The organism is Variovorax sp. UMC13, assembly GCF_014170375.1.
GTDB lineage: Bacteria > Pseudomonadota > Gammaproteobacteria > Burkholderiales > Burkholderiaceae_C > Variovorax.
Genome location: NZ_LZZW01000015.1, coordinates 146,562 through 165,061 on the forward strand (window position 1 = coordinate 146,562; position 18,500 = coordinate 165,061).

15 protein-coding genes are annotated in these 18,500 nt (G+C 69.5%); 8 read left to right on the forward strand and 7 right to left on the reverse strand.

The features are described 5' to 3' along the window. Positions 1 to 7: 7 nt before the first annotated feature. Entirely contained in the window at positions 8 to 1,825 is a 1,818-nt protein-coding gene (locus tag A9977_RS12795; RefSeq protein WP_259651938.1) for an ATP-dependent DNA helicase RecQ, read from the reverse strand. Positions 1,826 to 2,177: 352 nt separating this feature from the next. Then, complete coding sequence (locus tag A9977_RS12800; RefSeq protein ID WP_183025216.1) at positions 2,178 to 3,143, reverse strand: oxygenase MpaB family protein; 966 nt, start codon at positions 3,141 to 3,143, stop codon at positions 2,178 to 2,180. A gap of 451 nt (positions 3,144 to 3,594) precedes the next feature. Between A9977_RS12800 and A9977_RS12805 the strand changes: the two genes are divergently transcribed. Beyond that, positions 3,595 to 3,993, forward strand: a complete 399-nt coding sequence (locus tag A9977_RS12805) for a phosphonate transporter (protein WP_183025217.1) — start codon at positions 3,595 to 3,597, stop codon at positions 3,991 to 3,993. 258 nt (positions 3,994 to 4,251) lie between these two features. Further along, a complete protein-coding gene (locus tag A9977_RS12810; RefSeq protein ID WP_259651939.1) occupies positions 4,252 to 6,009 on the forward strand; it encodes a bifunctional diguanylate cyclase/phosphodiesterase in 1,758 nt (585 codons plus the stop codon). On the opposite strand, the gene A9977_RS12815 is transcribed toward A9977_RS12810, so the two are convergent. Further along, positions 6,006 to 6,695 carry a glycosyltransferase family 2 protein gene (locus tag A9977_RS12815; RefSeq protein WP_183025218.1) on the reverse strand — a complete coding sequence of 230 codons (690 nt, stop codon included), beginning with the start codon at positions 6,693 to 6,695 and terminating at the stop codon, positions 6,006 to 6,008. The two genes, A9977_RS12810 and A9977_RS12815, sit on opposite strands and share 4 nt — an antisense overlap. 78 nt (positions 6,696 to 6,773) lie before the next feature. Continuing rightward, a complete protein-coding gene (locus A9977_RS12820) occupies positions 6,774 to 9,197 on the reverse strand; it encodes a catalase (RefSeq protein WP_183025219.1) in 2,424 nt (807 codons plus the stop codon). A 180-nt stretch (positions 9,198 to 9,377) separates the two neighbouring features. Here A9977_RS12820 and A9977_RS12825 point away from each other — a divergent pair, with 180 nt between their 5' ends. Next, on the forward strand, positions 9,378 to 10,112 hold the full coding sequence (locus A9977_RS12825; protein WP_183025220.1) for a Crp/Fnr family transcriptional regulator: 735 nt from the start codon (positions 9,378 to 9,380) through the stop codon (positions 10,110 to 10,112). Between the two features lie 9 nt (positions 10,113 to 10,121). Beyond that, positions 10,122 to 10,331 carry a hypothetical protein gene (locus tag A9977_RS12830; RefSeq protein ID WP_183025221.1) on the forward strand — a complete coding sequence of 70 codons (210 nt, stop codon included), beginning with the start codon at positions 10,122 to 10,124 and terminating at the stop codon, positions 10,329 to 10,331. Between the two features lie 545 nt (positions 10,332 to 10,876). Here the strand turns inward: A9977_RS12830 and A9977_RS12835 are convergent. After that, the gene (locus tag A9977_RS12835) at positions 10,877 to 13,312 is read right to left on the reverse strand and encodes an autotransporter outer membrane beta-barrel domain-containing protein (protein WP_183025222.1); all 2,436 of its coding nucleotides are present in this window, start codon (positions 13,310 to 13,312) and stop codon (positions 10,877 to 10,879) included. Between the two features lie 31 nt (positions 13,313 to 13,343). After that, positions 13,344 to 14,279 (reverse strand): hypothetical protein, encoded by a 936-nt coding sequence (locus A9977_RS12840; RefSeq protein ID WP_183025223.1) that lies wholly within the window; start codon positions 14,277 to 14,279, stop codon positions 13,344 to 13,346. Between the two features lie 752 nt (positions 14,280 to 15,031). Between A9977_RS12840 and A9977_RS12845 the strand changes: the two genes are divergently transcribed. From A9977_RS12845 to A9977_RS12855, 3 genes are read left to right on the forward strand one after another with little or no spacing between them, the layout of a single operon-like run. Beyond that, positions 15,032 to 15,946 (forward strand): universal stress protein, encoded by a 915-nt coding sequence (locus A9977_RS12845; RefSeq protein WP_183025224.1) that lies wholly within the window; start codon positions 15,032 to 15,034, stop codon positions 15,944 to 15,946. Beyond that, positions 15,943 to 16,485: a hypothetical protein gene (locus tag A9977_RS12850; protein ID WP_183025225.1), complete on the forward strand. Its 543-nt coding sequence runs from the start codon at positions 15,943 to 15,945 to the stop codon at positions 16,483 to 16,485. Before A9977_RS12845 ends, A9977_RS12850 begins: the two co-directional genes overlap by 4 nt. Beyond that, a complete protein-coding gene (locus A9977_RS12855) occupies positions 16,455 to 17,123 on the forward strand; it encodes an N-acetyltransferase (RefSeq protein WP_259651940.1) in 669 nt (222 codons plus the stop codon). The genes A9977_RS12850 and A9977_RS12855 overlap by 31 nt, the downstream gene beginning before the upstream one ends. Here A9977_RS12855 and rsmI read toward each other — a convergent pair. Continuing rightward, the gene (gene rsmI, locus A9977_RS12860; protein WP_183025226.1) at positions 17,120 to 18,064 is read right to left on the reverse strand and encodes a 16S rRNA (cytidine(1402)-2'-O)-methyltransferase; all 945 of its coding nucleotides are present in this window, start codon (positions 18,062 to 18,064) and stop codon (positions 17,120 to 17,122) included. The genes A9977_RS12855 and rsmI overlap by 4 nt on opposite strands. Between rsmI and A9977_RS12865 the strand changes: the two genes are divergently transcribed. Then, positions 18,064 to 18,483: a YraN family protein gene (locus A9977_RS12865; RefSeq protein WP_183025227.1), complete on the forward strand. Its 420-nt coding sequence runs from the start codon at positions 18,064 to 18,066 to the stop codon at positions 18,481 to 18,483. The two genes, rsmI and A9977_RS12865, sit on opposite strands and share 1 nt — an antisense overlap. The last annotated feature ends 17 nt before the right edge of the window (positions 18,484 to 18,500 follow it).

Consider the following 18,500-nt stretch of genomic DNA (forward strand, 5'->3'; position numbering starts at 1 on the left):
CGCCGTCTCAGGCTTCCCGAGCGGCGACCGAGGAAGTCTCCTCACTAGAGTGATTCGGCCAGGAGGCCCGCAGGGAGGCGACCGGCCGTACGAAGTCAGGCTGGAAGCATCGGCGACTGCCGTCGCCGAACGCCACGGTGACAGACAGCGCATCCGCCGCCACCACGACCCCGCGTCCGTAGCGCTTCACGGCCACCGACTGTTCGACATCGAACAGACCGGTCGCACGCCGTGGGGTGGATGGCACCTCGGGCACCACGATCCGAGTGGCCATCGCCGCCTCGTGCGCTGCGATGCGTCGGCAGCTGTCGCACGTGCCGCACCTTGCGCTCTCGGTGCCGTCGAGATCGGCCAGCAGGACCTGCCAACGGCATTGCCCTGTCTGCGCATAGAAGACCATGCGCTCGAGCGCGGCCTGGTCTTCCGCGCGGCGCGCGCGGTAGCTCGACGCCATCGCTTCGAAGTGGTCGTCTGCAACGTCGGGCCGCCTCACGCACAGGGTGCCCTCGCGCGTCGCACCGATCACCTTCTCCTGACGCAGCAAGGCGAGAGCGGCCTGCACCTTGTTGCGTGGTCGCTCCAGGGCCGACATCAGGGTCGCTGCGGTCCACCCCGCGCCTTCGGTCTGCGGGGCGAGCAGTTGACGGTGCACGGCCCGCAGGTCGACCGCCGACGGGTATCGGCCGCCAAGGAAGAACTGCTGTACCGCCCTGTCGCGCGGGTGAAACAGCAAGGTGCAGGCGGCCGGTTCCCCGTCGCGACCGGCGCGGCCCGTCTCCTGGTAGTACGCCTCGAGGCTCGGTGGCAGGTGGTAGTGGACGACAAAGCGGATGTCCGCCTTGTCGATGCCCATGCCAAAGGCGTTGGTCGCGACCATCACCCGTGTGTCGCCGCTCATGAAGCCATCCTGCGCGAGGCGCCGATCGGCGGCCGCGAGCTTGCCATGGTAGAGCCCGACGGAGACGTCAGCAGCCCTCAGCGCCTCGAAGACCCGTTCGGCGGCCCTCACGGTGGCCGCGTAGACGATGCCGCTGCCGGCCTGCGTCGCGGCAAGGCAGAGCACGCGCTCGATCTTCGCCGTGTCGTCCTTCACGGCCTCGACCGCGTAGTGGAGGTTTTCGCGGAAGGCCCCGGCCTGGACGAGTCCGTTCGAGGGGATGTGGAGCCGCTTCATGATCTCGGCGGCCACGTCCTCGCCAGCCGTCGCAGTCAGCGCCAGGACCGTCGGATCGCCCAGTGCGCGGACCGCGCCCTCGAGCTCGAGAAATGCCGGGCGGAAGTCGTGCCCCCATTGCGCAATACAGTGGGCTTCGTCGACCGCCAGCAATGACACACGCCGCTGGCGCAATCGCCGCACGAAATCGTTGTCCGCCAGGCGCTCCGGCGTCGCGAGGATGATCCGCGCGAGCCCGCTGTCGACCGCCTGCTCGGCTTCGGCCAGCTCGCGCGCTGCAAGCTGGCTGTTGAACTGGACTGCGGCGATCCCTCTCTCCCGAAGCTTTTCGCACTGATCCTTCATGAGCGAGATCAAGGGCGAGACCACCAGCGTGCAGCCATCGAGCAGCACCGCGGGCAGCTGGTAGCACAGCGACTTGCCGGCGCCCGTGGGCATCACCGCCAGTGTGGACTGGCCTGCGAGCACCCGCTCGATGACTTCCGCCTGGCCGGCGCGCAGGCGGGAGAGACCAAAGACCGTGCGCAAGGCCTTGCGCGCCTCCCTCATCGACGGCGGGGCGCGCTGCGCGCGCACGTCGCCCGTGGAACCGACGGCGGCAGCGCCTGTCTGCGAATTCGATGCATGCGACGTCCCTGTCCTTGTGGTCATCCCGGCTCCTGCGTGAGAGGGTCATTGGAGCCAGGACGCTCAGCCCGAGAGCCGCAGAAAATCGCCACCGTCCCGGTAGGACGCCATCGTTTTCGCTGCCACGCCGCACCCGCGTGCAGCCGATCGGCCGGGGCTGCGCCAGACCCTGCGGTCCTCGCGGGCCTGGCCATGGAGCCCCCCCGGTCGGGGCGTCGACCGCAGCCGGCAGGTCGTGCGAGTCCGCGCAGCCATTCGGGCGCCTGCCGCGATCGTGGCGGGCTTGAGAGCAATGGACCTTCACAAGGGTGCTACGCACCCCGCGGTTACGGCCCGGCCTGCGGATCAGCCGGAGTCCAGGCAAGCCTGCACGCCCTCAGACTTCACGCGCGCTCGGAATGGAAGCGCGCACGTGCATGTCATAGAGATAGTTGTCGGGCAGCCCCAGACGTCGGCACGACTGAACGGCCGGGCTCGAAGGCAGCAACAGGCGGTCGGCCTGGCGACCCACTCGCTGAATCAGCGGTCGCTCCCAGGGGCGAAGCCCATGCTCGGCCTTCAGGCCGAGATCGTCGCGCAACCAGGCCGGCGTGATGTCGACCGCGGCGCGCGTCAGCAGTCGCTGCAGCGCGCGCAGCGGCCTCGGAAAGGCCGCCGCGCTGCCCACGATGTCCAGGAACGCGAAGATCGTGGGTGAAGCCTCGAGTCCGGGGCGCATGGCCTCGAACAACCTCGCCCTGTCCGCATCGCACGCGGGGGCCTGCAGCGCGCCGTAGCGTCGTGCTGCAGACCCTGCCTCCGCATAGAAGCGGTCGACGTCGACCTCGCTCAAAGGATGAACGAAGTGGCGGTAGGCCTCCACGAATCCGAAACTCGCGGTGGCTTGAACCCAGTTCAGCAGCTCGACATCGTCGGCTCGGTAGCTCTTGCCAGTGCTTGTCCTTCCCGTGACCTGCCCATGGGCGCGCCCGACGCCGGCGATCATCGCCTCGGCCTTGCTGCGCGCGCCGTAGACCGTCACCATCGCGGCCAGTCCGGTGCGCTGCAGCCGGGTGACCGGATCCGTGCGAAACGTCGAGTGATCCCACACACCCGCGCGCACGGAGGGCTCGGCAAGTTCCAGGATCACCGCCGCGACGCCGCCGACATAGAGCGCCACGGGATTCTTGAACACCTGCCACGCGATCGAGTCCGGCGCGACCAACGCGGGCTCGCCCCGGGGGTGCGAGAAATCGACGGCGGGCCTGGAGGATGGCTGCAGGCGCTCGAAGAACGCCTGGTCGACCCACCGGCGCACGAACCAGGGCAGTCGCAATGGCGTGGACAGGGACGGATGGGCCATGACGTTTCCGGACGAAAGTGAGAAGAACAAACGAGATCCTCGGTGCACCGGATGAGGCCGCCGGGCGGCCGAACACCCCCTCGTCCTCGGAGCATGCGGGCAAAGCAGTCGCATGACGCTGCGGGTCGGTGTGAGCCTTGGCAGAAACAGCGTCGTCGAATCCCGGTCGGGCCCGAGGCCGACGTCTGCATGTCGATCAGGAGCATGGGGCCGTCGGGACACCGCCGGCGCCAGACGGGCGCTCGACGCCATGTCGTGGGATACCGGGCCTGCCTTGCCGCAGACCCGCCATCGCGACGCCGGCCGCGCTCGAGACTAGCCCCCCGCTGCCCGCGCCGGAAAAGGGCCGCTGATCCCCTGGGGCGCTCAGGATCCGTGAGGAAGCGCTTATCTCCGACAGCCCGGCCACCCGAAATCCGCCAGCATGCTTCTTTTCAGGACGCAGCCACCCATGAACATGGCACGCACCGGCGCGGTCGCTTTCGACGAGCAGCACCTTCTCGTCGCTTTGGAGGGACTGTCCGAAGCCGAGCTCGATGCGCTGGAGTTCGGCGTCATCGGCTTCGACGAGGCTGGCGTCGTCCGGCGGTACAACACATTCGAGTCCTCCGCCGCCGGCCTCTCCCGCCCGAGGGTGGTGGGCCACGCGCTTTTCACGATCGTGGCGCCTTGCATGAACAACTACCTGGTCGCCCAACGCTTCGACGATGCGCTCGCCAACGCAACGGTGCTCGACGACACCATCGACTATGTGCTCACACTTCGCATGCGGCCGATCGCGGTGAAGCTTCGCCTTCTGGCGGCCGCGGGCGTCCCCATGCGCTACGTGGCGGTCCTGCGCAGGCCATGAGCGCTGCGCCATGACATCGGGCTCCCCGGGCGCGCCGGCAGCGCTGTCGCCGTTCAACGGCACAAGGAACCGACACGCATCCGAAACGAGGTCGTGCCAGGCCGCACACCGCAGGCGCGTGGGGCGAGTGTTCGGCCGTACCTCGGCGTCCGTCCGTGTGCAGGGAACTCGCGCCGCCGAGGATGCAGGTGCTTCGCAGGTCCACGGGCACGACAGGGGCCCGACGCGCACCGATGCACGCGTCTACCCTCGGGCGGCATGATGCAGGAAGACACGAGTGCGCAACAGCTCGAGGCGCTGATCCAGTTTCTCTATCAGGCGCCGATCGGGCTGGTACAGACGACGCTGGAGGGAGACATCCTGATGATCAATCCGCTGTCGGCCCAGCTCCTGATGCCCCTGGCGCACCAGGGGCGGCTGACCAATCTCTTCGAAGTGCTCGCGACGGTCGCGCCTCAGCTGCGTGCGCTGGCTGCGGGCGCACACGATCCCGGCGCGGTCATCTGCGACAGCTTGCGCCTGAATGCGCCGTGCGCCCAAGGCGGGGCGGCGCCGTCGATCCTCGCGCTCAAGCTGGTTCGCCTGGACGACGTTTCGCTCATCGGCACGATCAGCGATGCGACCGCACTGGTGCAGCGCGAGCAGCAGCAAATGGCCGCACAACTGCACATCGCAGCGCATCTCGACAGCCTGACCAGGATGCCCAATGCTCTCGCGCTGGCACAGCGCATCGACGTCGAGCTCGGCCGGATGCAGGACGACGCGGCCGCCAGGTTCGTGCTCCTGCTGGTCAATGCCGACCGCTTCGATCGCATCAACATCACGCTGGGCCGCACCATGGGCGATGCCGCGCTTCAGTCGATGGCGTCGCGCCTGCAGTCGATGAACTGGGCACCCGCCTGGGCTCGCGAAGGCGAAGGGGGGTTCATCGCGCGACTCGATGCCGACGAGTTTGCGGTCCTCCTTCCGCTTCCCGCCCAGCAGGCCGAGGCCACGGAGCTCGCTCTCGCGTGTGTCGAGGGGCTGCGCAAGCCCTACCTGATCGCGGGCATGGCGATCGATCTGAGTGTCAGCGTGGGCAGTGTCATTCCGTCTTTCGCGGCCCGCAGCGCCGAGGTCGTCCTGCAGGAGGCGGTGGTGGCATTGCGGCAAGCCAAGCGCGCTGGCGGTGCCCGACATTGCGCCTTCGTGCCCGCCCTGCTCGACGAGGCGGTGCGTCGCGGCAGCCTGGAGACCGAATTGCGCACGGCCCTCGCCCAGGACCAACTTTTCGTGGTTTACCAACCCATCGTCGACCTGGACGATGGAGCGAGAGTGACTGCCATGGAGGCGCTGGTGCGCTGGCGCCATCCGGTGCGCGGGATGGTCTCTCCCGTCGAGTTCATCGGCATCGCGGAAGAGACGGGCCTGATCGGCGTCCTGGGGGAATGGGTGTTGAACGAGGCATGCGACCAGCTGGTCGCGTGGCAGCATTCGCTCGGGCCCGCTGCGCCGGTGACGATGTCTGTCAACCTCTCCCGGGCACAGATCGTCGAGCCGGGCGTCGTCGAGATGGTCGCCAGTGCCATTGCGCGCTCGGGCCTGAGCGCCAGCTCGCTCCAGCTCGAAGTCACTGAGACTATGGCGGCCCAGGATGTTGCGATCCAGGCGCGGCTGCGTGCGCTGAAGTCCCTGGGCGTCGTCATCGCGCTGGACGACTTCGGAACCGGCTACTCCTCGCTCGCGAGCTTGCATGGACTCCCGATCGACGTGCTGAAGATCGACCGCTCCTTCGTCAGCCAGTCGACCACCAGCGCGCACCATCGCGTGCTCATCGCGGCCGTGTGTCGCATCGCTCGGAGCCTGGGGATGCAGACCGTCGCCGAGGGAATCGAGACGCGATCAGAGAGCGAACTGATGGCGCAGCTCGATTGCGACAAGGCTCAGGGCTTCTGGTACTCGAGGCCGCTGCCCTCGGCAGAGGCCTCCGCCTGGCTCGTTTCTCATGCACATGCTGGCGCTATCGGCCCCGCCTAGCCGAGCGCGACTGCCGGTGCCATCTGGGATGCCACCGCCTGCAGCAGTGCATCGGCGAACCCACCGGGTGCACGAGCGACCTTGCGTGCACTCGTGCGAACCCGGGGTCGGGCGCTCCAGCAAATGTTTGCGCCGATGCGTTCGAGCGCGGCCACCATGGCCACATCCTCGCTACAACGCCGAGCTTCGAATCCACCCGTCCGAAGGTAAGCCGCTGCAGACAAACCCAAGTTTGCGCCGTGCACATGCCTGTGGCCATCGGCATCGCAGTAGCTCTGCGAGAAGTGCCGCGCCAGGAACGCCGCATGCACGCCATGAGGGGTCCAGTCGGTCACTTCGACAGTTCCGCATACAGCGTCAGCGTTCAACGCAAGCTGCTGCGACAGCCAGTCGGGAGCGACCAGGGTGTCGGCGTCCGTGAAACTCAGCCATCTCGCGCCGAGCGTGAGCATGAAGTGAGCGCCAGCGGCGCGTGCGGCACCAACGTTGTGGGCCTGTATAGAAAGCACCGTTGCGCCGCCCAGCGCCGCAAGCGCGGCAGTTGCGTCTACACAGCTGTCTGCCACCACGACGATCTCCACACACTCTCCGTCCAGCCCTGAGTCGCTCGCGCACGCACGTGCATGCGCAACGCAAGTCTCGATCGACGCCTCCTCGTTATGCGCCGGAATGACAATGCCAATCATGGAGCTCCTTCAATGAGAGATCGACGCAGGCCCCGGGGCCTGCAACGCACCGGTGGTGGGAACGCGAGAGGCACGCCTTCAGCGTTGGGGCGGATCGTTCTCTCGTTCGAACCGGCGCACCGGCATCGCTTCGATGAACGCTGAGATCGCCTCGTCTGCCCTGCCTGCCTCTGCCAGGATCAGTCCCGCATCTGGCGAACCGTCAGGCAGTTCGAGCGGAATCTGGGCTTCCGTCAGCAGTGCTTCAGATGCTCCGAAAGCGAGGATCGCCTTGCAATGCCAGTACTGGGCACGAAGGAACTCCAGCGTGTGGGCGTCGGCGTCCAAGGCCTCCACTGCAGCGGCGCCATCTGGCAGGATCAGGGCATCGAACAGGAAGCCGGGCGAGTTTTCCATCGTGGCATCGGCTTCGAACTTTTCCCCGCCGGCACCGATGTACGTTCCCAGGCGAGCCGCAACCAGACGGGGCACGGCGCCTGCTGCCATCAGCGCGTTGATGGCCTTGGCGATCGATGTATCTTCGATGCCATGCGCGATGAGGATGGCGACCTTCCGCGTGCGAATGCCGCCATCGCCGGGGCGCGCAAGAAGCGACAAGGCGGGCGACAGCTCCACCTCCGGTGTGGCCGGTGTCTCCAGGGCCCTCGGCAGCGGCGCGGGCAAGTCCATGCCCAGATCCTGTGCAAGTCGCGCGGCCAGTTCCGGCGATGCATTCGCGAGACTTGCAACCACCCGCTCGCGGATTGCCGGAACCGTCACCTTCGAAAGTTCGAATCGGAAGGCGTTGCCGATATGAGCCTTCTCAGTCTCAGACTGGCTTTCAAAGAAGAGTCGAGCTTGCGTGTAGTGGTCGGCGAACTTCTCGGGCTTGGCGCGCACCTTGTCGCTGGACGCCTGCGCGTCGATGCGCCTGGCCACGCTGGTGAAGCCCTGCGCCGCGCCGGCCTGGAAGGGACAGCCGCCGGCCAGCGAGTTGGGCTCGTAGGCCACGCGGCCGCGGTGGATCGCCTGGCGGTGCATGCCGTCGCGCTGGTTGTTGTGCACCGGCGCGATCGGTGCGTTGATCGGCAGCTCGTGGAAGTTCGGGCCGCCCAGCCGGCTGATCTGCGTGTCGACGTAGGAGTGGATGCGCCCGGCCAGCAGCGGATCGTTGGTGAAGTCCAGGCCCGGCACGATGTGCGCGGTGCAGAAGGCCACCTGCTCGGTCTCGGCGAAGAAGTTGTCGGGGTTGCGGTTGAGCACCATGCGGCCCACGATCTGCACCGGCACCAGTTCCTCCGGCACGATCTTGGTCGCGTCGAGGATGTCGAAGCTGAAGCCCTCGGCCTGTTCCTCGGTGAAGATCTGCAGGCCCAGTTCCCACTCGGGATACTCGCCCGCGTCGATCGCTTCCCACAGGTCGCGGCGATGGAAGTCCGGGTCCGCGCCCGAGATCTTCACCGCTTCTTCCCACACCAGCGAGTGCGTGCCCAGCTTGGGCTGCCAGTGGAACTTCACGAACACCGATTCGCCCGCCTCGTTGACCAGGCGGAAGGTGTGCACGCCGAAGCCCTGCATCATCCGGTAGCTGCGCGGGATCGCGCGGTCGCTCATCTGCCACATCAGCATGTGGGTGGATTCGGGCATCAGGCCGACGAAGTCCCAGAAGGTGTCGTGGGCCGAGGCGGCCTGCGGCATGCCGTGGTGCGGCTCGGGCTTGACCGCGTGGACCAGGTCGGGGAACTTGATCGCGTCCTGGATGAAGAACACCGGCATGTTGTTGCCCACCAGGTCCCAGTTGCCCTCGTCGGTATAGAACTTGACGGCGAAGCCGCGCACGTCGCGCGCCGTGTCCTTGGAGCCGCGCTCGCCGGCCACGGTCGAGAAGCGCACGAACACCGGCGTGACCTTGCCGGCCTCGGCGAACAGCGAGGCCTTGGTGTATTCGGTCAGCGGCGCGTAGGCCTCGAAGAAGCCGTGGGCGCCCGATCCGCGCGCATGCACGATGCGCTCGGGAATGCGCTCGTGGTCGAAGTGCGTGATCTTCTCGCGCAGGATGAAGTCCTCGAGCAGCGCCGGCCCGCGCACGCCGGCCTTGAGCGAGTTCTGGTTGTCGGCCACCGGCACACCCTGGTTGGTCGTGAGGCGCTGGCCGGCCGAATCGACGCGCACGCGGTCCAGCGTGTCGATGGTGGCGTTCACGCCTTCGGCCGCGACCGTGCCGGTCTTGTCCGAGGCATTGGCTTCCGAGAGCGTGCTGCCGCCGGGCAGGCGCGAGGCCGGCGTGGCGCGCAGGCCTTGCGGTGCCCGTTGCGCATTGGCTTCGCCGTGTTCGAGCGGCTTGTTGGTATTGGCTGGCATCGCTGCGGCCAGGGCCTGCGTGTCGACCATGCGTTGCGCAGGAGCATCGCCTTTGGCTGCGCTCGCAGGAGCAGGCGTAGCGGGACCGCTGTCTGTGTTGCGAGCCGCAGCGCGCGCTGCGCTCAGTTCAGGGCTGGAAGGCGTGGTGTTTTTCTTGGGCATGTCATCTCGCAGGCGGTTGATCGAAGGCACCACACTTTGATGATCAGCAGTGAGCCTGCTCGTAGGATGAAATCCACTCGTTGAGTATTTGCTACGGTGGATCAGATTCAGACGGAAAGTTAATCCACGTTAATGCGCTGTTCTGTGAAGCGGTGCACCATCAATTGCAAGGTCTTATCCATGCTTACCGAGAACCTACTTCGAAATCGCACTGCTGATCTGTCTGAAGCCGAGAGAGCGCTTCTGGAGAGTGCCGTTTCCCACACGCAGACCTATTCGGCCGAACAGGTTGTGGTGCGCCAAGGCACACCGGTCGAAATCAGCACATTGCTGATAAAGGGGCTCATGACCCGCCATGTAGATGCCCCCGACGGTCGGCGTCACCTTGTGGCCTTGCATGTCCCGGGTGACTTCGTGGATCTGCACGCTTATGCGCTGAAGAGGCTGGATCACGACGTCGCAGCACTGACCGACGTCACGGTGGCCGTTTTTCCGCATGCGTCGTTGGAGAAAATTCAGGAGAGTGACGCACGCCTGACAAGACGACTCTGGTTTCTCACGCTGCTGGATGCGGCAATGCACAGGCAGTGGATATACAGGCTGGCGAGCCTCAATGCAACGCAACGCGTTGCCCACTTCCTCTGCGAGACGAACGCCCGTCTTTTTGCCATTGGGGCGTCGGATGGCAGGACCTTCAGCCTTCCGATGACACAAGCCGACATTGGCGAGGTCTGCTCGTTGACGAACGTCCATGTCAATCGCGTGCTGCGCGAACTCCGTGAAGCCCAACTCTGCAGCGTTCGCGCTTCTCGCGTGGAAATACTGGATCTGCGAGGTCTGGTCGCGAAGGCCATGTTCGATCCTCAGTACCTCTACCTCAATCCCTCACTTGCTGCACGCTCGTCTGCCCAATAGGAGTCTTACATGGCCCACATCGAATCCAGACCTGCACCGCGCGAAGACGCAGGTCAAGCTTCTGCTGAAGACGGTGTCGTGATGCTGGATGGTCCGGACGGCGTTGCGGTGACGATGACGGCTGACGCAGCGGTGCAGACGGCCGACAGCCTTCTTGCCGCAGCCGAGATGGCTCGACGTCAGCTCGCTGCCAGTGCGACTGGAATCGATGACCGTTGACCTGCTGCCGGACGGCTGGGACATCGAGTTCAGGTGTGATGGCCACCCTGCATCGCAGTACCAAGCCATCGTGCTACGGGACGGCGTACAGCGGTGTCGGCTTTCTCTGGCAAATCAAGACCTGACACGGGAGGCCGCCGAGATGCATCTGCGCACCCGCGCCGTGCAATGGGTCACGGACTACTCACGGCGCCATCCACAACCAGGCGTTTCCGCGCAGCCATGTCAGGCAGACCACGTGGCATAGAGCGCACGATCGTGCGGCTCGCAGTTTTCCAGGCGCCTGCGGGTCACATGCAACAGTCCACTTCAGAACGAACCTCTCATGAATGATGCCCGTTACAGCAGCGGTAGATCTTGGCGGTCTCAACGGTAGTTCGTCAGCCCGCTCAGCGATCGCGACGTGCTGTCGTCCGGAGGTCAGTGAAGAAGCCGCCGAGATCGGCTCGGCGTTTGCCTCGGGTCATCCTCGCTGCACCACAGTCGAGGAAACCACGGCTCCATGACCACGCCTGACGGATGGGGCTGGTCAGGAGCACTACTTCCTACCAGCGAGCCTTGAGGCCCAGCGATCCTTGTACGCCACTCTTCACGCGAGCGTCGCCGCCGATCGAGAAAAGTCGACCAATCTCACCGTAGACGCTCCAGGTCGTGTTCAGTGCCAGCGTCGCACCGCCGGCCACTTCGCCCCAGCTGCCGCCGGTGCGCGTCGCGATGTCGGTGGTGGCCGCGGGGCCGATGAAGCGGGCGATGTCGGTGCCGCTGGAGGCGCGGTAGAGGTTGAAGCGGCCGTAGGGCTGCAGCGCGCCGAGCGCGGTGCTCGTCTCGCCCTTGACCCGCACGCCCGCACGGGCGATCCAGCCGTTGTCGGCGTCCTGCTGCACGCGGGCGCCGGAGATCACGACGTCGTCGAGGTCCACGCGCTGGTGGATCAGCTGCAGCTGCGGCTCGATCGTCCAGCCCTGGCCCAGCGCGAAGGACTGGCCGAGCTCGATCGAGGCCAGCAGGCTGTCGCCCTTGCCCGTGACCGACGCATTGCCTTGCGGACGCAGCGTGTAGCGGTGGTCGCCGGCCTGCAGCACGGCGTCCGCATAGAAGCCGCGGCCGTTGGTCCAGGTGGCGTAGAGGCCGAGGTAGCGCGCGCGCAGGTCGTTGCTGCCCACGCCGCCCCAGACGCCGTTGGCGAAGCCGCTGGTGCGCATGTCGCCGTCGAGCTGGCCGACGTAGACGCCGGCGTGCCAGTTGGCGTCGGCGAACAGGTCGGTGCCGACCTGGAAGCCGTCGACGCGGCCCTTGCTCGCGGGCGAGACCGTGCCTTGCTGGCGCACGTCGATGTCGCTGGAGATCACGCGGCCCCAGGCGTTGCGCGGGCCGTTGGCGGCCGGCGCGCCGGCCACCGGCTCGTCGCCGATGCGCTGGTGCAGGTTGCCCAGCATGGCCAGGTCGGCCTGGCGCAGCTGCTGCGGCAGCGCGGCGAACAGCGGGACTTCGTTGCGATAGGTCGGCACGGTGGCCGGCGGCGTGGCCGGCGTGCCGGGCGTGACCGGCGTGCCGGGGTTCACCGGCGGGGCCGCGTCGGTTTCCGAACGCAGGAACCAGCTCTGGTCGGCGCCGTGCAGCGTGTAGGCGTAGGCGCCCGCGTCGACGTGGCCGTTGGCCAGGGTGAAGGCGTTGGCGGTCGAGGTGGCGCCGTTGCGCGCGGCCACGACCTCGATGCCGTTGCCCGTGGTCTGCGCGCCCAGGCCGCCCAGGTTGGTGATCTGCACCGTGGTGTTGCCGCTGGCGTTGCCGCCGTTGAGCAGCAGGCGGTCGGTCGCGCTGCCGCTGTCGCCCAGGGCCGTGCCCAGGCGCAGCACGCCGCCGTTGCCGACGTAGTTGCCGTTCACGGTCAGGGTGGTGCCCGGGGCGGCGCTCAGCAGCGAGACGGTGCCCGCGTTGTTGAGCAAGGCCACGGTCTGGTTGAAGCCGCCCACGTCGAGCGTGGCGCCGGCCGCCACGGTGTGGGCCGAGGCCGCGCTCAGCGTGTTGGCCGCGCCCGCACGCAGCGTGCCCTGGCCGACGGTGGTGGCGCCGCCGTAGGTGTTGGCCGCCGTCAGCACCAGCGTGCCGGTGCCGGTCTTGGTCAGCGCGCCGCTGCCGCCGATCGCGCCGGCCAGCGTGCCGGTGAAGGCGCCGGTGTCGACCGTCGGCTGGCCCGTGCCCAGCGTGACCGCGTTGGCGATCTGCAGGCCGTCGGCCGCCAGGCGCAGCGTGCCGTCGTTGAGCGTCAGGGTGCCCGATGCAGCGCCCAGGTTGGCGTTGCCGGTCAGCGCCAGCACACCGGCGTCGACAGTCCAGGGCGTGACGCCGGCCTGGGCGCCGGTCAGCGTCCAGACGCTGGTGCCGCTCTTGTGGAAGGCGTCGAAGCCCTGGAAGGCGGTGCCGATGGTGGCCACGTCGAAGGTGGTCGCGGTGGCGTCGCCGCCCAGCGCCAGCGTGTTGTTGCTGCCGCCCGGCGCCACGACGGCGTTGCCGTCGAAGACACCGCCGGCGCGCAGTTCGAGCCGGTTGCCCGAGCCCTGGAGTTCGACCGCGTTGGCGCGCACGGCGCCGCTGCTGTCGAGGCCGCCCGAGATGCGGCCGGCGTTGACCACCGTGTTGCCACCCGCGGCCGAACCCGCGATGCCGACGCCGCCCGCCGCGCCCGTGCCGGCCGCGGCAACACCGGCGTCGCCGCCGCGCACCGTGCCGTCGTTGCTCACCGTGGCGCCGGCGTCCAGCAGCACCACGCCGCTGCCGCCGCGGCCTGCCACCGAGGCGCTTTCGGTGCCGCCCACGGCACCGCCGGTGCCGCCGAGGATCTGGCCCGCGGAGGTGTTGGTCACGCTGGCCGAGCCGCTGGCGACGATGCCGTTGCCGCCGTTGCCGCCCAGGGTGGCCACGCCGCCGGTCCCGCCCTGCGCCGTGCCGGCGTTGGTGATCTGGCCGCCGTTGCTGCGCACCGCGTCGCCGCCGTTGCCGCCGCGGCCGGGTTCATTCCCGCCGACATCGACGATGCCGCCGGTGCCGCCTGCGCCGCCCGTCAGCTGGCCGCCAGCGCCGTTGTTGAGGCTGCCGCCCTGGTAGAGGAAGACGCTGCTGCCGCCTTCGCCACCGTTGTAGCCGTTGCCGCCCGCGCCGCCGACGATGCGGCCGGTGGCGTTTTACCACGCTGCCGCCGTTGACCAATGCCAGGCCGGCGCCGCCGCCGCCCGCGCCGTCCCACATCGTGGAGCCGCCCGCGCCGCCGGTGACCGTGTGGCCCGCGGTGTCGACGGTCGCGCTCGCGCCCGTCAGCACCAGGCCGCCGCCACCGCCACCACCACCGCCCGAGTAGACGATGGCCGGCGGCGGGTTCGCGCCGGCCGTGCCGGTGAGGTCGCCGCCCAGCGTCAGGGACGCGCTGGCATTCTGGGTGCCCGCGCCGCCGGCGCCGCCGGGGCTGCCGTTGGAGTTGGAGAACGCGCCGCCACCGCCACCGCCGCCGCCCGCGCTCAGGTCAGGACCGCCGGCGGCACCGCCGCTCGCGCCGCTGGCGGCGCTGTTGTTGCCACCCGCCGTGCCGGCCTGGGCGGGCGTGCCGACCTGCGCACCCGCGCCGCCGTTGCCGCCCAGCCCGGGATCGGGGTCGGTGGAATAACCACCGGCACCGCCGCCGCCGCCGCCGGCCAGGCCGCCTGCGCCGCCCTGGCCTTCATCACGGTCGGCCCGGCTGCCGTTGCCGCCGCCGGAAACAATCGTGGTCTGCGCCTGCACGCCGGCCGTGGGCCAGACCGAGATCGTCAGCACCGAAGCGAGGGCGATCGCGTGGATGGCGAAGCGGGCTGCGGTACGCCGGGTCGAGAGAACGCCCGCCGGCATGGCAGGCGAGGTGCGCGACGCGAGGGTCGGGCAATGAAGAACGTGGGTAGCCTGGTGTTTCATATTCATTTCACGCACCGAGATGGTGCAACTTGTGAATGAAATGTTAAAACAATAATACTAGTAAGAGTACAAAAGCTTACACATACCCCGAGGATTTGCGAAATTGTCCCGGGATCGTTTATTGCGTAGGCCGTTCGAAGCAGGCGCGAACCCGACGATCCCTCGCGCTCCCGCCCAGAGGCGCCAGGCCCCGGTTTGCATTTGTCAATCTGGCAAAGGGTGTGTGGCTTCTGTTGTAGCCGCCGGGGGGGCGGCCTAGACTCCGGCCCATGCAAGGTCCGACCGCTTTCCTCTCCACCGTTTCCTGCGGCCGGCACGGCCGCGGCGGGTGGGCGGCGGCGCGCCGACCGGCCCTCTTCACGTTCGCCGGACCGACGGCAGGGTCAGCTCAGACCCTCGCAGATTCCTGAGCCCGGCGGTCAGCCTCCCTTTCTTCAGCGCATCCCATCGACCGCCGGGCACCCGTCCCGCGCCGTAGCGCACCCGCACGTCCGTGCGGGCCGCGCGCCATCGGCGTGACGATGCGCACACCCCTGCCCGGGGGGCTCACGCCCCCGATCGGCGACGCCCGCGGTCCGGGCGCGCGCGGCCACGCCACGCGCCAGCCCCCGGCATCCCTCGCCGCCCTCGCCTGATCCGCCCCGCCCCGGCGGACCCACTGCCACGTCTGCACGCCGCCCCCGGCGCTGCCGACGCCCACCGAAGGCCCGCGGCCCGCCGCGTCGCCGCGGTGCCGTCCATCCCTGCGGAGAACAACGATGAACATCCAATCGATCCTGGCCCTGACCGATCTCTCGGCGTCCAGCCGCCGCGCGGTCACGCGCGCGGGGCTGATCGCCGCCGAACACCGCGCCCTGCTGAAGATCCTCTATGCCGCGCCGGCCCTGGACCGCTGCGCCGACAGCGATGCCGCGGCCCGCACTTCGGCCCTGGCGCGGGAGATCGCCGCGCACTTCGGCATCCTGGTCAAGTGCATTCCCCACGCCCCGGGCAGCGGCCACCTGGCGGACGTGCGCGCCGCCGCGCGCCGGGTCGACCTGCTGGTGGTCGGCGCGGACTGCGAACGCGGCGGCCCGGCGGGCTTCGGCGGTTCGCCGCTCACGCGGCTGCTGCGCGCCGTGGCCTGCCCCGTGCTCGTGACGCAGCGCGAGGCGCTGCACCGCTACCGCCGCCTGCTGGTGGCGGTCGACTTCACGCCGGCCTCCCAGCGCATGGTGGCGCTGGCCTGGGCGCTGGACGGCACGGCCCAGGTCGAGCTGTTCCACGCGCTGTCCCGCGCCCCGGAAGGCCGGCTGCGGCTGGCCGACGCCTCGGAGCAGGCGCTCAAGGCCAGCCGCCACCAGCGCCTGGGCGAGGCGCGCGAACGCATGTTCTGGCTCAGCGAGGCGACGCCCGCGGCCGAGCGCCGGGTGGTCTCGGCGATCGGCCAGGGCGACCCGGCGCGCCAGGCCGCGGTGCAGCAGCAGGCCAGCGGTGCCGACCTGCTGGTCGTGGGCAAGCGGCAGCGCCACGGACCGCTCGCGGCCCTGGCGGACTTCCTGCTGGGCAGCGTGGCGCAACGCGTGCTGGGCATGGCCACCGCCGACGTGCTGGTCGTGCCGTACGACGCCCGCACACGGCCCGAAGCCGTCGACGCCCCCCTGGGCGCCGGCCTGCAGGCCGTCCCCCGATGAGCGCGCCCGAACCCCTGGACGCCTACCCCCTGCGGCAGGCGCTGCTGCCGGGCGCTCCCGGCCTGCCGGTGTTCGCCACCCGGGGCCCGGTCGACTGGCTGTCGCGGCCCGAGCGCTACCAGGTGGTCTGCGAAGGCCGGGGCGGCCGGATCTACGCGGCCAGCGAAGCGGCGCTCGAGGAAGCGCAGCAGGTGCTGCAGGATGCCTACGGCACCCAACTGGTGCTGCGCGCCCCCGAAGTCCACACCTTCACCGACCCGGCGGGCCGCGGGCCCTTCGAACCGGTGATGTTCCTGCGCATCAAGAGCCCCCGCGACCGCTGCGTCGGGCTGCTCAGGGAACTGGCGAAGCGCCGCGTGCGCGTGATCGAGCAGGACGTGCGGCGCGACGACCTGGTGGTGCGCGCCGAGGTCCGGCTGGCCGATGCGCTGGGCCTGGCCGCCACGGCCGCGCGCCTGACGAACGGCACGGCCGCGGTCTGGATCTGGCTGTCGCGCTACGAGGCCGAATGGCCGCCGCCCGCGGGCGCTGCACCATGAACGCCGCATGTCCCCTCTTCTTCGGCGCCCCGGCCCGGCGGTCCTGGCAGCTGCTGCGGCCGGCCGAGCTCCGCATCGACGTCGACCCGCGCGCCGCGGCCGCGGACGACGCCGCACTGGACGCCCTGCACCAACGCCTGCACACGCCCGGCGACCGGCTGCACGGCCTGCCGGCCTTCGCGCTGCACGACCCCGCGCTGCGCCTGCACGTGCGCGAAGCCGACGGCGAGTTCTATGCCTATGTCGAGGACCTGCGCCGGGGCTGCCTCGCGGGCTCGACGGTCTTCAACCGGCTGGTCGAGGTCGGGCGCCGCGCCGATCCGCACCTGCGCGCGCCGCACTCGCGCTACCGGCCCGCCTACCAGCGCCGCGGCATCGCCAGGGCCGTCTACCGCTGGGCCCTGGATTCGGGCATCTGCCTGATGACCGGCGCGCGCCAGTCGCCCGGCGCCCATGCGCTGTGGCAGAGCCTGGCGCGGGAGCACCCCCGCGGCTTCGTCGAGGTGCAGCGCAAGCAGCTGCGCTACCTGGGCCGCGACATCGCCGGGCAGGACCTCGAACGGCTGGAGACCCGGATGTTCCTGCTGGGCCGCGGCTGGACGCTGGAAGGTTTCCGGCAGGCCACGCGGATGGACTAATCGGCCCGCTCGGCTTCGCTACGCAGCCGCAGCGCCGTGTCATAGAGCGCATTGCGCGGCGCGCCGCTGATCTCGGCCGCCAGCTTGACCGCGGTCTTGAGCGGCAGCTCGGCCAGCAGCAGGCGCAGCACGCGCTCGGCCTCGGCGCCGTCGTCGGCCGCCACCGCCACCGGATGCAGCACCAGCGCGAACTCGCCGCGCGTGCGGTCGCGTCCGGCCGCGAACCAGTCGGCCAGCGCCGCCGCGGCCACCGTCGCGATCTCCTCGAACTGCTTGGTGAGCTCGCGCCCGACCGTGATGCGGCGCTCGCCCAGCACGCCCAGCGCGCGCGCCAGCGCCTCGATGCGGTGCGGCGCCTCGAGCAGCACCACGCTGCGGGTCTCGTGCGCCAGTTCGGCCACGGCCGCGTCGCGCTCGCCGGCCTTGCTCGGCAGGAAGCCCGCGAACACGAAGGCGCTGCGCTCGTCGCCGCCGTCGGCCACCAGGCCGGCGGCCTGCACCAGCGTGACCACGCTGCTGGCACCCGGCAGCGGCAGCACGCGGTGGCCGGCCGCGCGCACCGCGGCCGCCAGGCGTGCGCCGGGGTCGCTCACGCCCGGCGTGCCGGCGTCGCTCACATAGGCGATGCGCTCACCCTGCGCCAGCCGCGCGACCACCGCCTGCGCGGCCTCGGCCTCGTTGTGCTGGTGCACCGCGAGCAGCCGCGCGCCGGGCCGGTCGATGCCGTAGGCGCGCAGCATGCCCTGGGTGTGGCGCGTGTCCTCGCAGGCGATCACGTCCACGATGTCCAGCACATGGAGCGCCCGCAGCGTGACGTCGGCCAGGTTGCCGATCGGCGTGGCGACCACGTAGAGCGTGCCCTGCGGATAATGCTGGGCACCCGCGGCATCGCGCGCGGCCGACAGGGCGGCGCCGAAAGAGGCGGGAGCGAGAGCATTCAATGGGATTTCTCCAGAACTACAACAAGAAGACGGCAGGGAGCGGCGGATCGGCCACCACCAAGCAGCGCGGCGACGCGGCGGAAGACGCCGCGCTCGCCCACCTGCAGAAGGCGGGCCTGCGGCTGGTGGTGCGCAATTATCGAACCCCCGGCCGCGGTGGCGGCGAGATCGACCTGATCGTGCGCGATCCGCGCGACGGCACGCTGGTCTTCGTCGAGGTCCGGCAGCGCGCCGCCGGCACGCATGGCGGCGCGGGCGGCAGCATCACCGGGGTCAAGCAGCGGCGCATCGTCTTCGCTGCGCGACACTACCTGCTGGCGCTGCGCACGGCCCCGCCGCCGTGCCGCTTCGACGTGGTGCTGGTCGAACCCCAGGGCATCGAATGGCTGCCTGCCGCGTTCGACGCGGGAACTGCCTGAGCCCGCATCGCTCCACA

Coding starts and splice junctions, on each gene's coding strand:
- A9977_RS12795 (WP_259651938.1), bottom strand. CDS start 1,825: ATGACCACAAGGACAGGGACGTCGCATGCATCGAATTCGCAGACAGGC.
- A9977_RS12800 (WP_183025216.1), bottom strand. CDS start 3,143: ATGGCCCATCCGTCCCTGTCCACGCCATTGCGACTGCCCTGGTTCGTG.
- A9977_RS12805 (WP_183025217.1), top strand. CDS start 3,595: ATGAACATGGCACGCACCGGCGCGGTCGCTTTCGACGAGCAGCACCTT.
- A9977_RS12810 (WP_259651939.1), top strand. CDS start 4,252: ATGATGCAGGAAGACACGAGTGCGCAACAGCTCGAGGCGCTGATCCAG.
- A9977_RS12815 (WP_183025218.1), bottom strand. CDS start 6,695: ATGATTGGCATTGTCATTCCGGCGCATAACGAGGAGGCGTCGATCGAG.
- A9977_RS12820 (WP_183025219.1), bottom strand. CDS start 9,197: ATGCCCAAGAAAAACACCACGCCTTCCAGCCCTGAACTGAGCGCAGCG.
- A9977_RS12825 (WP_183025220.1), top strand. CDS start 9,378: ATGCTTACCGAGAACCTACTTCGAAATCGCACTGCTGATCTGTCTGAA.
- A9977_RS12830 (WP_183025221.1), top strand. CDS start 10,122: ATGGCCCACATCGAATCCAGACCTGCACCGCGCGAAGACGCAGGTCAA.
- A9977_RS12840 (WP_183025223.1), bottom strand. CDS start 14,279: ATGAATATGAAACACCAGGCTACCCACGTTCTTCATTGCCCGACCCTC.
- A9977_RS12845 (WP_183025224.1), top strand. CDS start 15,032: ATGAACATCCAATCGATCCTGGCCCTGACCGATCTCTCGGCGTCCAGC.
- A9977_RS12850 (WP_183025225.1), top strand. CDS start 15,943: ATGAGCGCGCCCGAACCCCTGGACGCCTACCCCCTGCGGCAGGCGCTG.
- A9977_RS12855 (WP_259651940.1), top strand. CDS start 16,455: ATGGCCGCCGCCCGCGGGCGCTGCACCATGAACGCCGCATGTCCCCTC.
- A9977_RS12865 (WP_183025227.1), top strand. CDS start 18,064: ATGGGATTTCTCCAGAACTACAACAAGAAGACGGCAGGGAGCGGCGGA.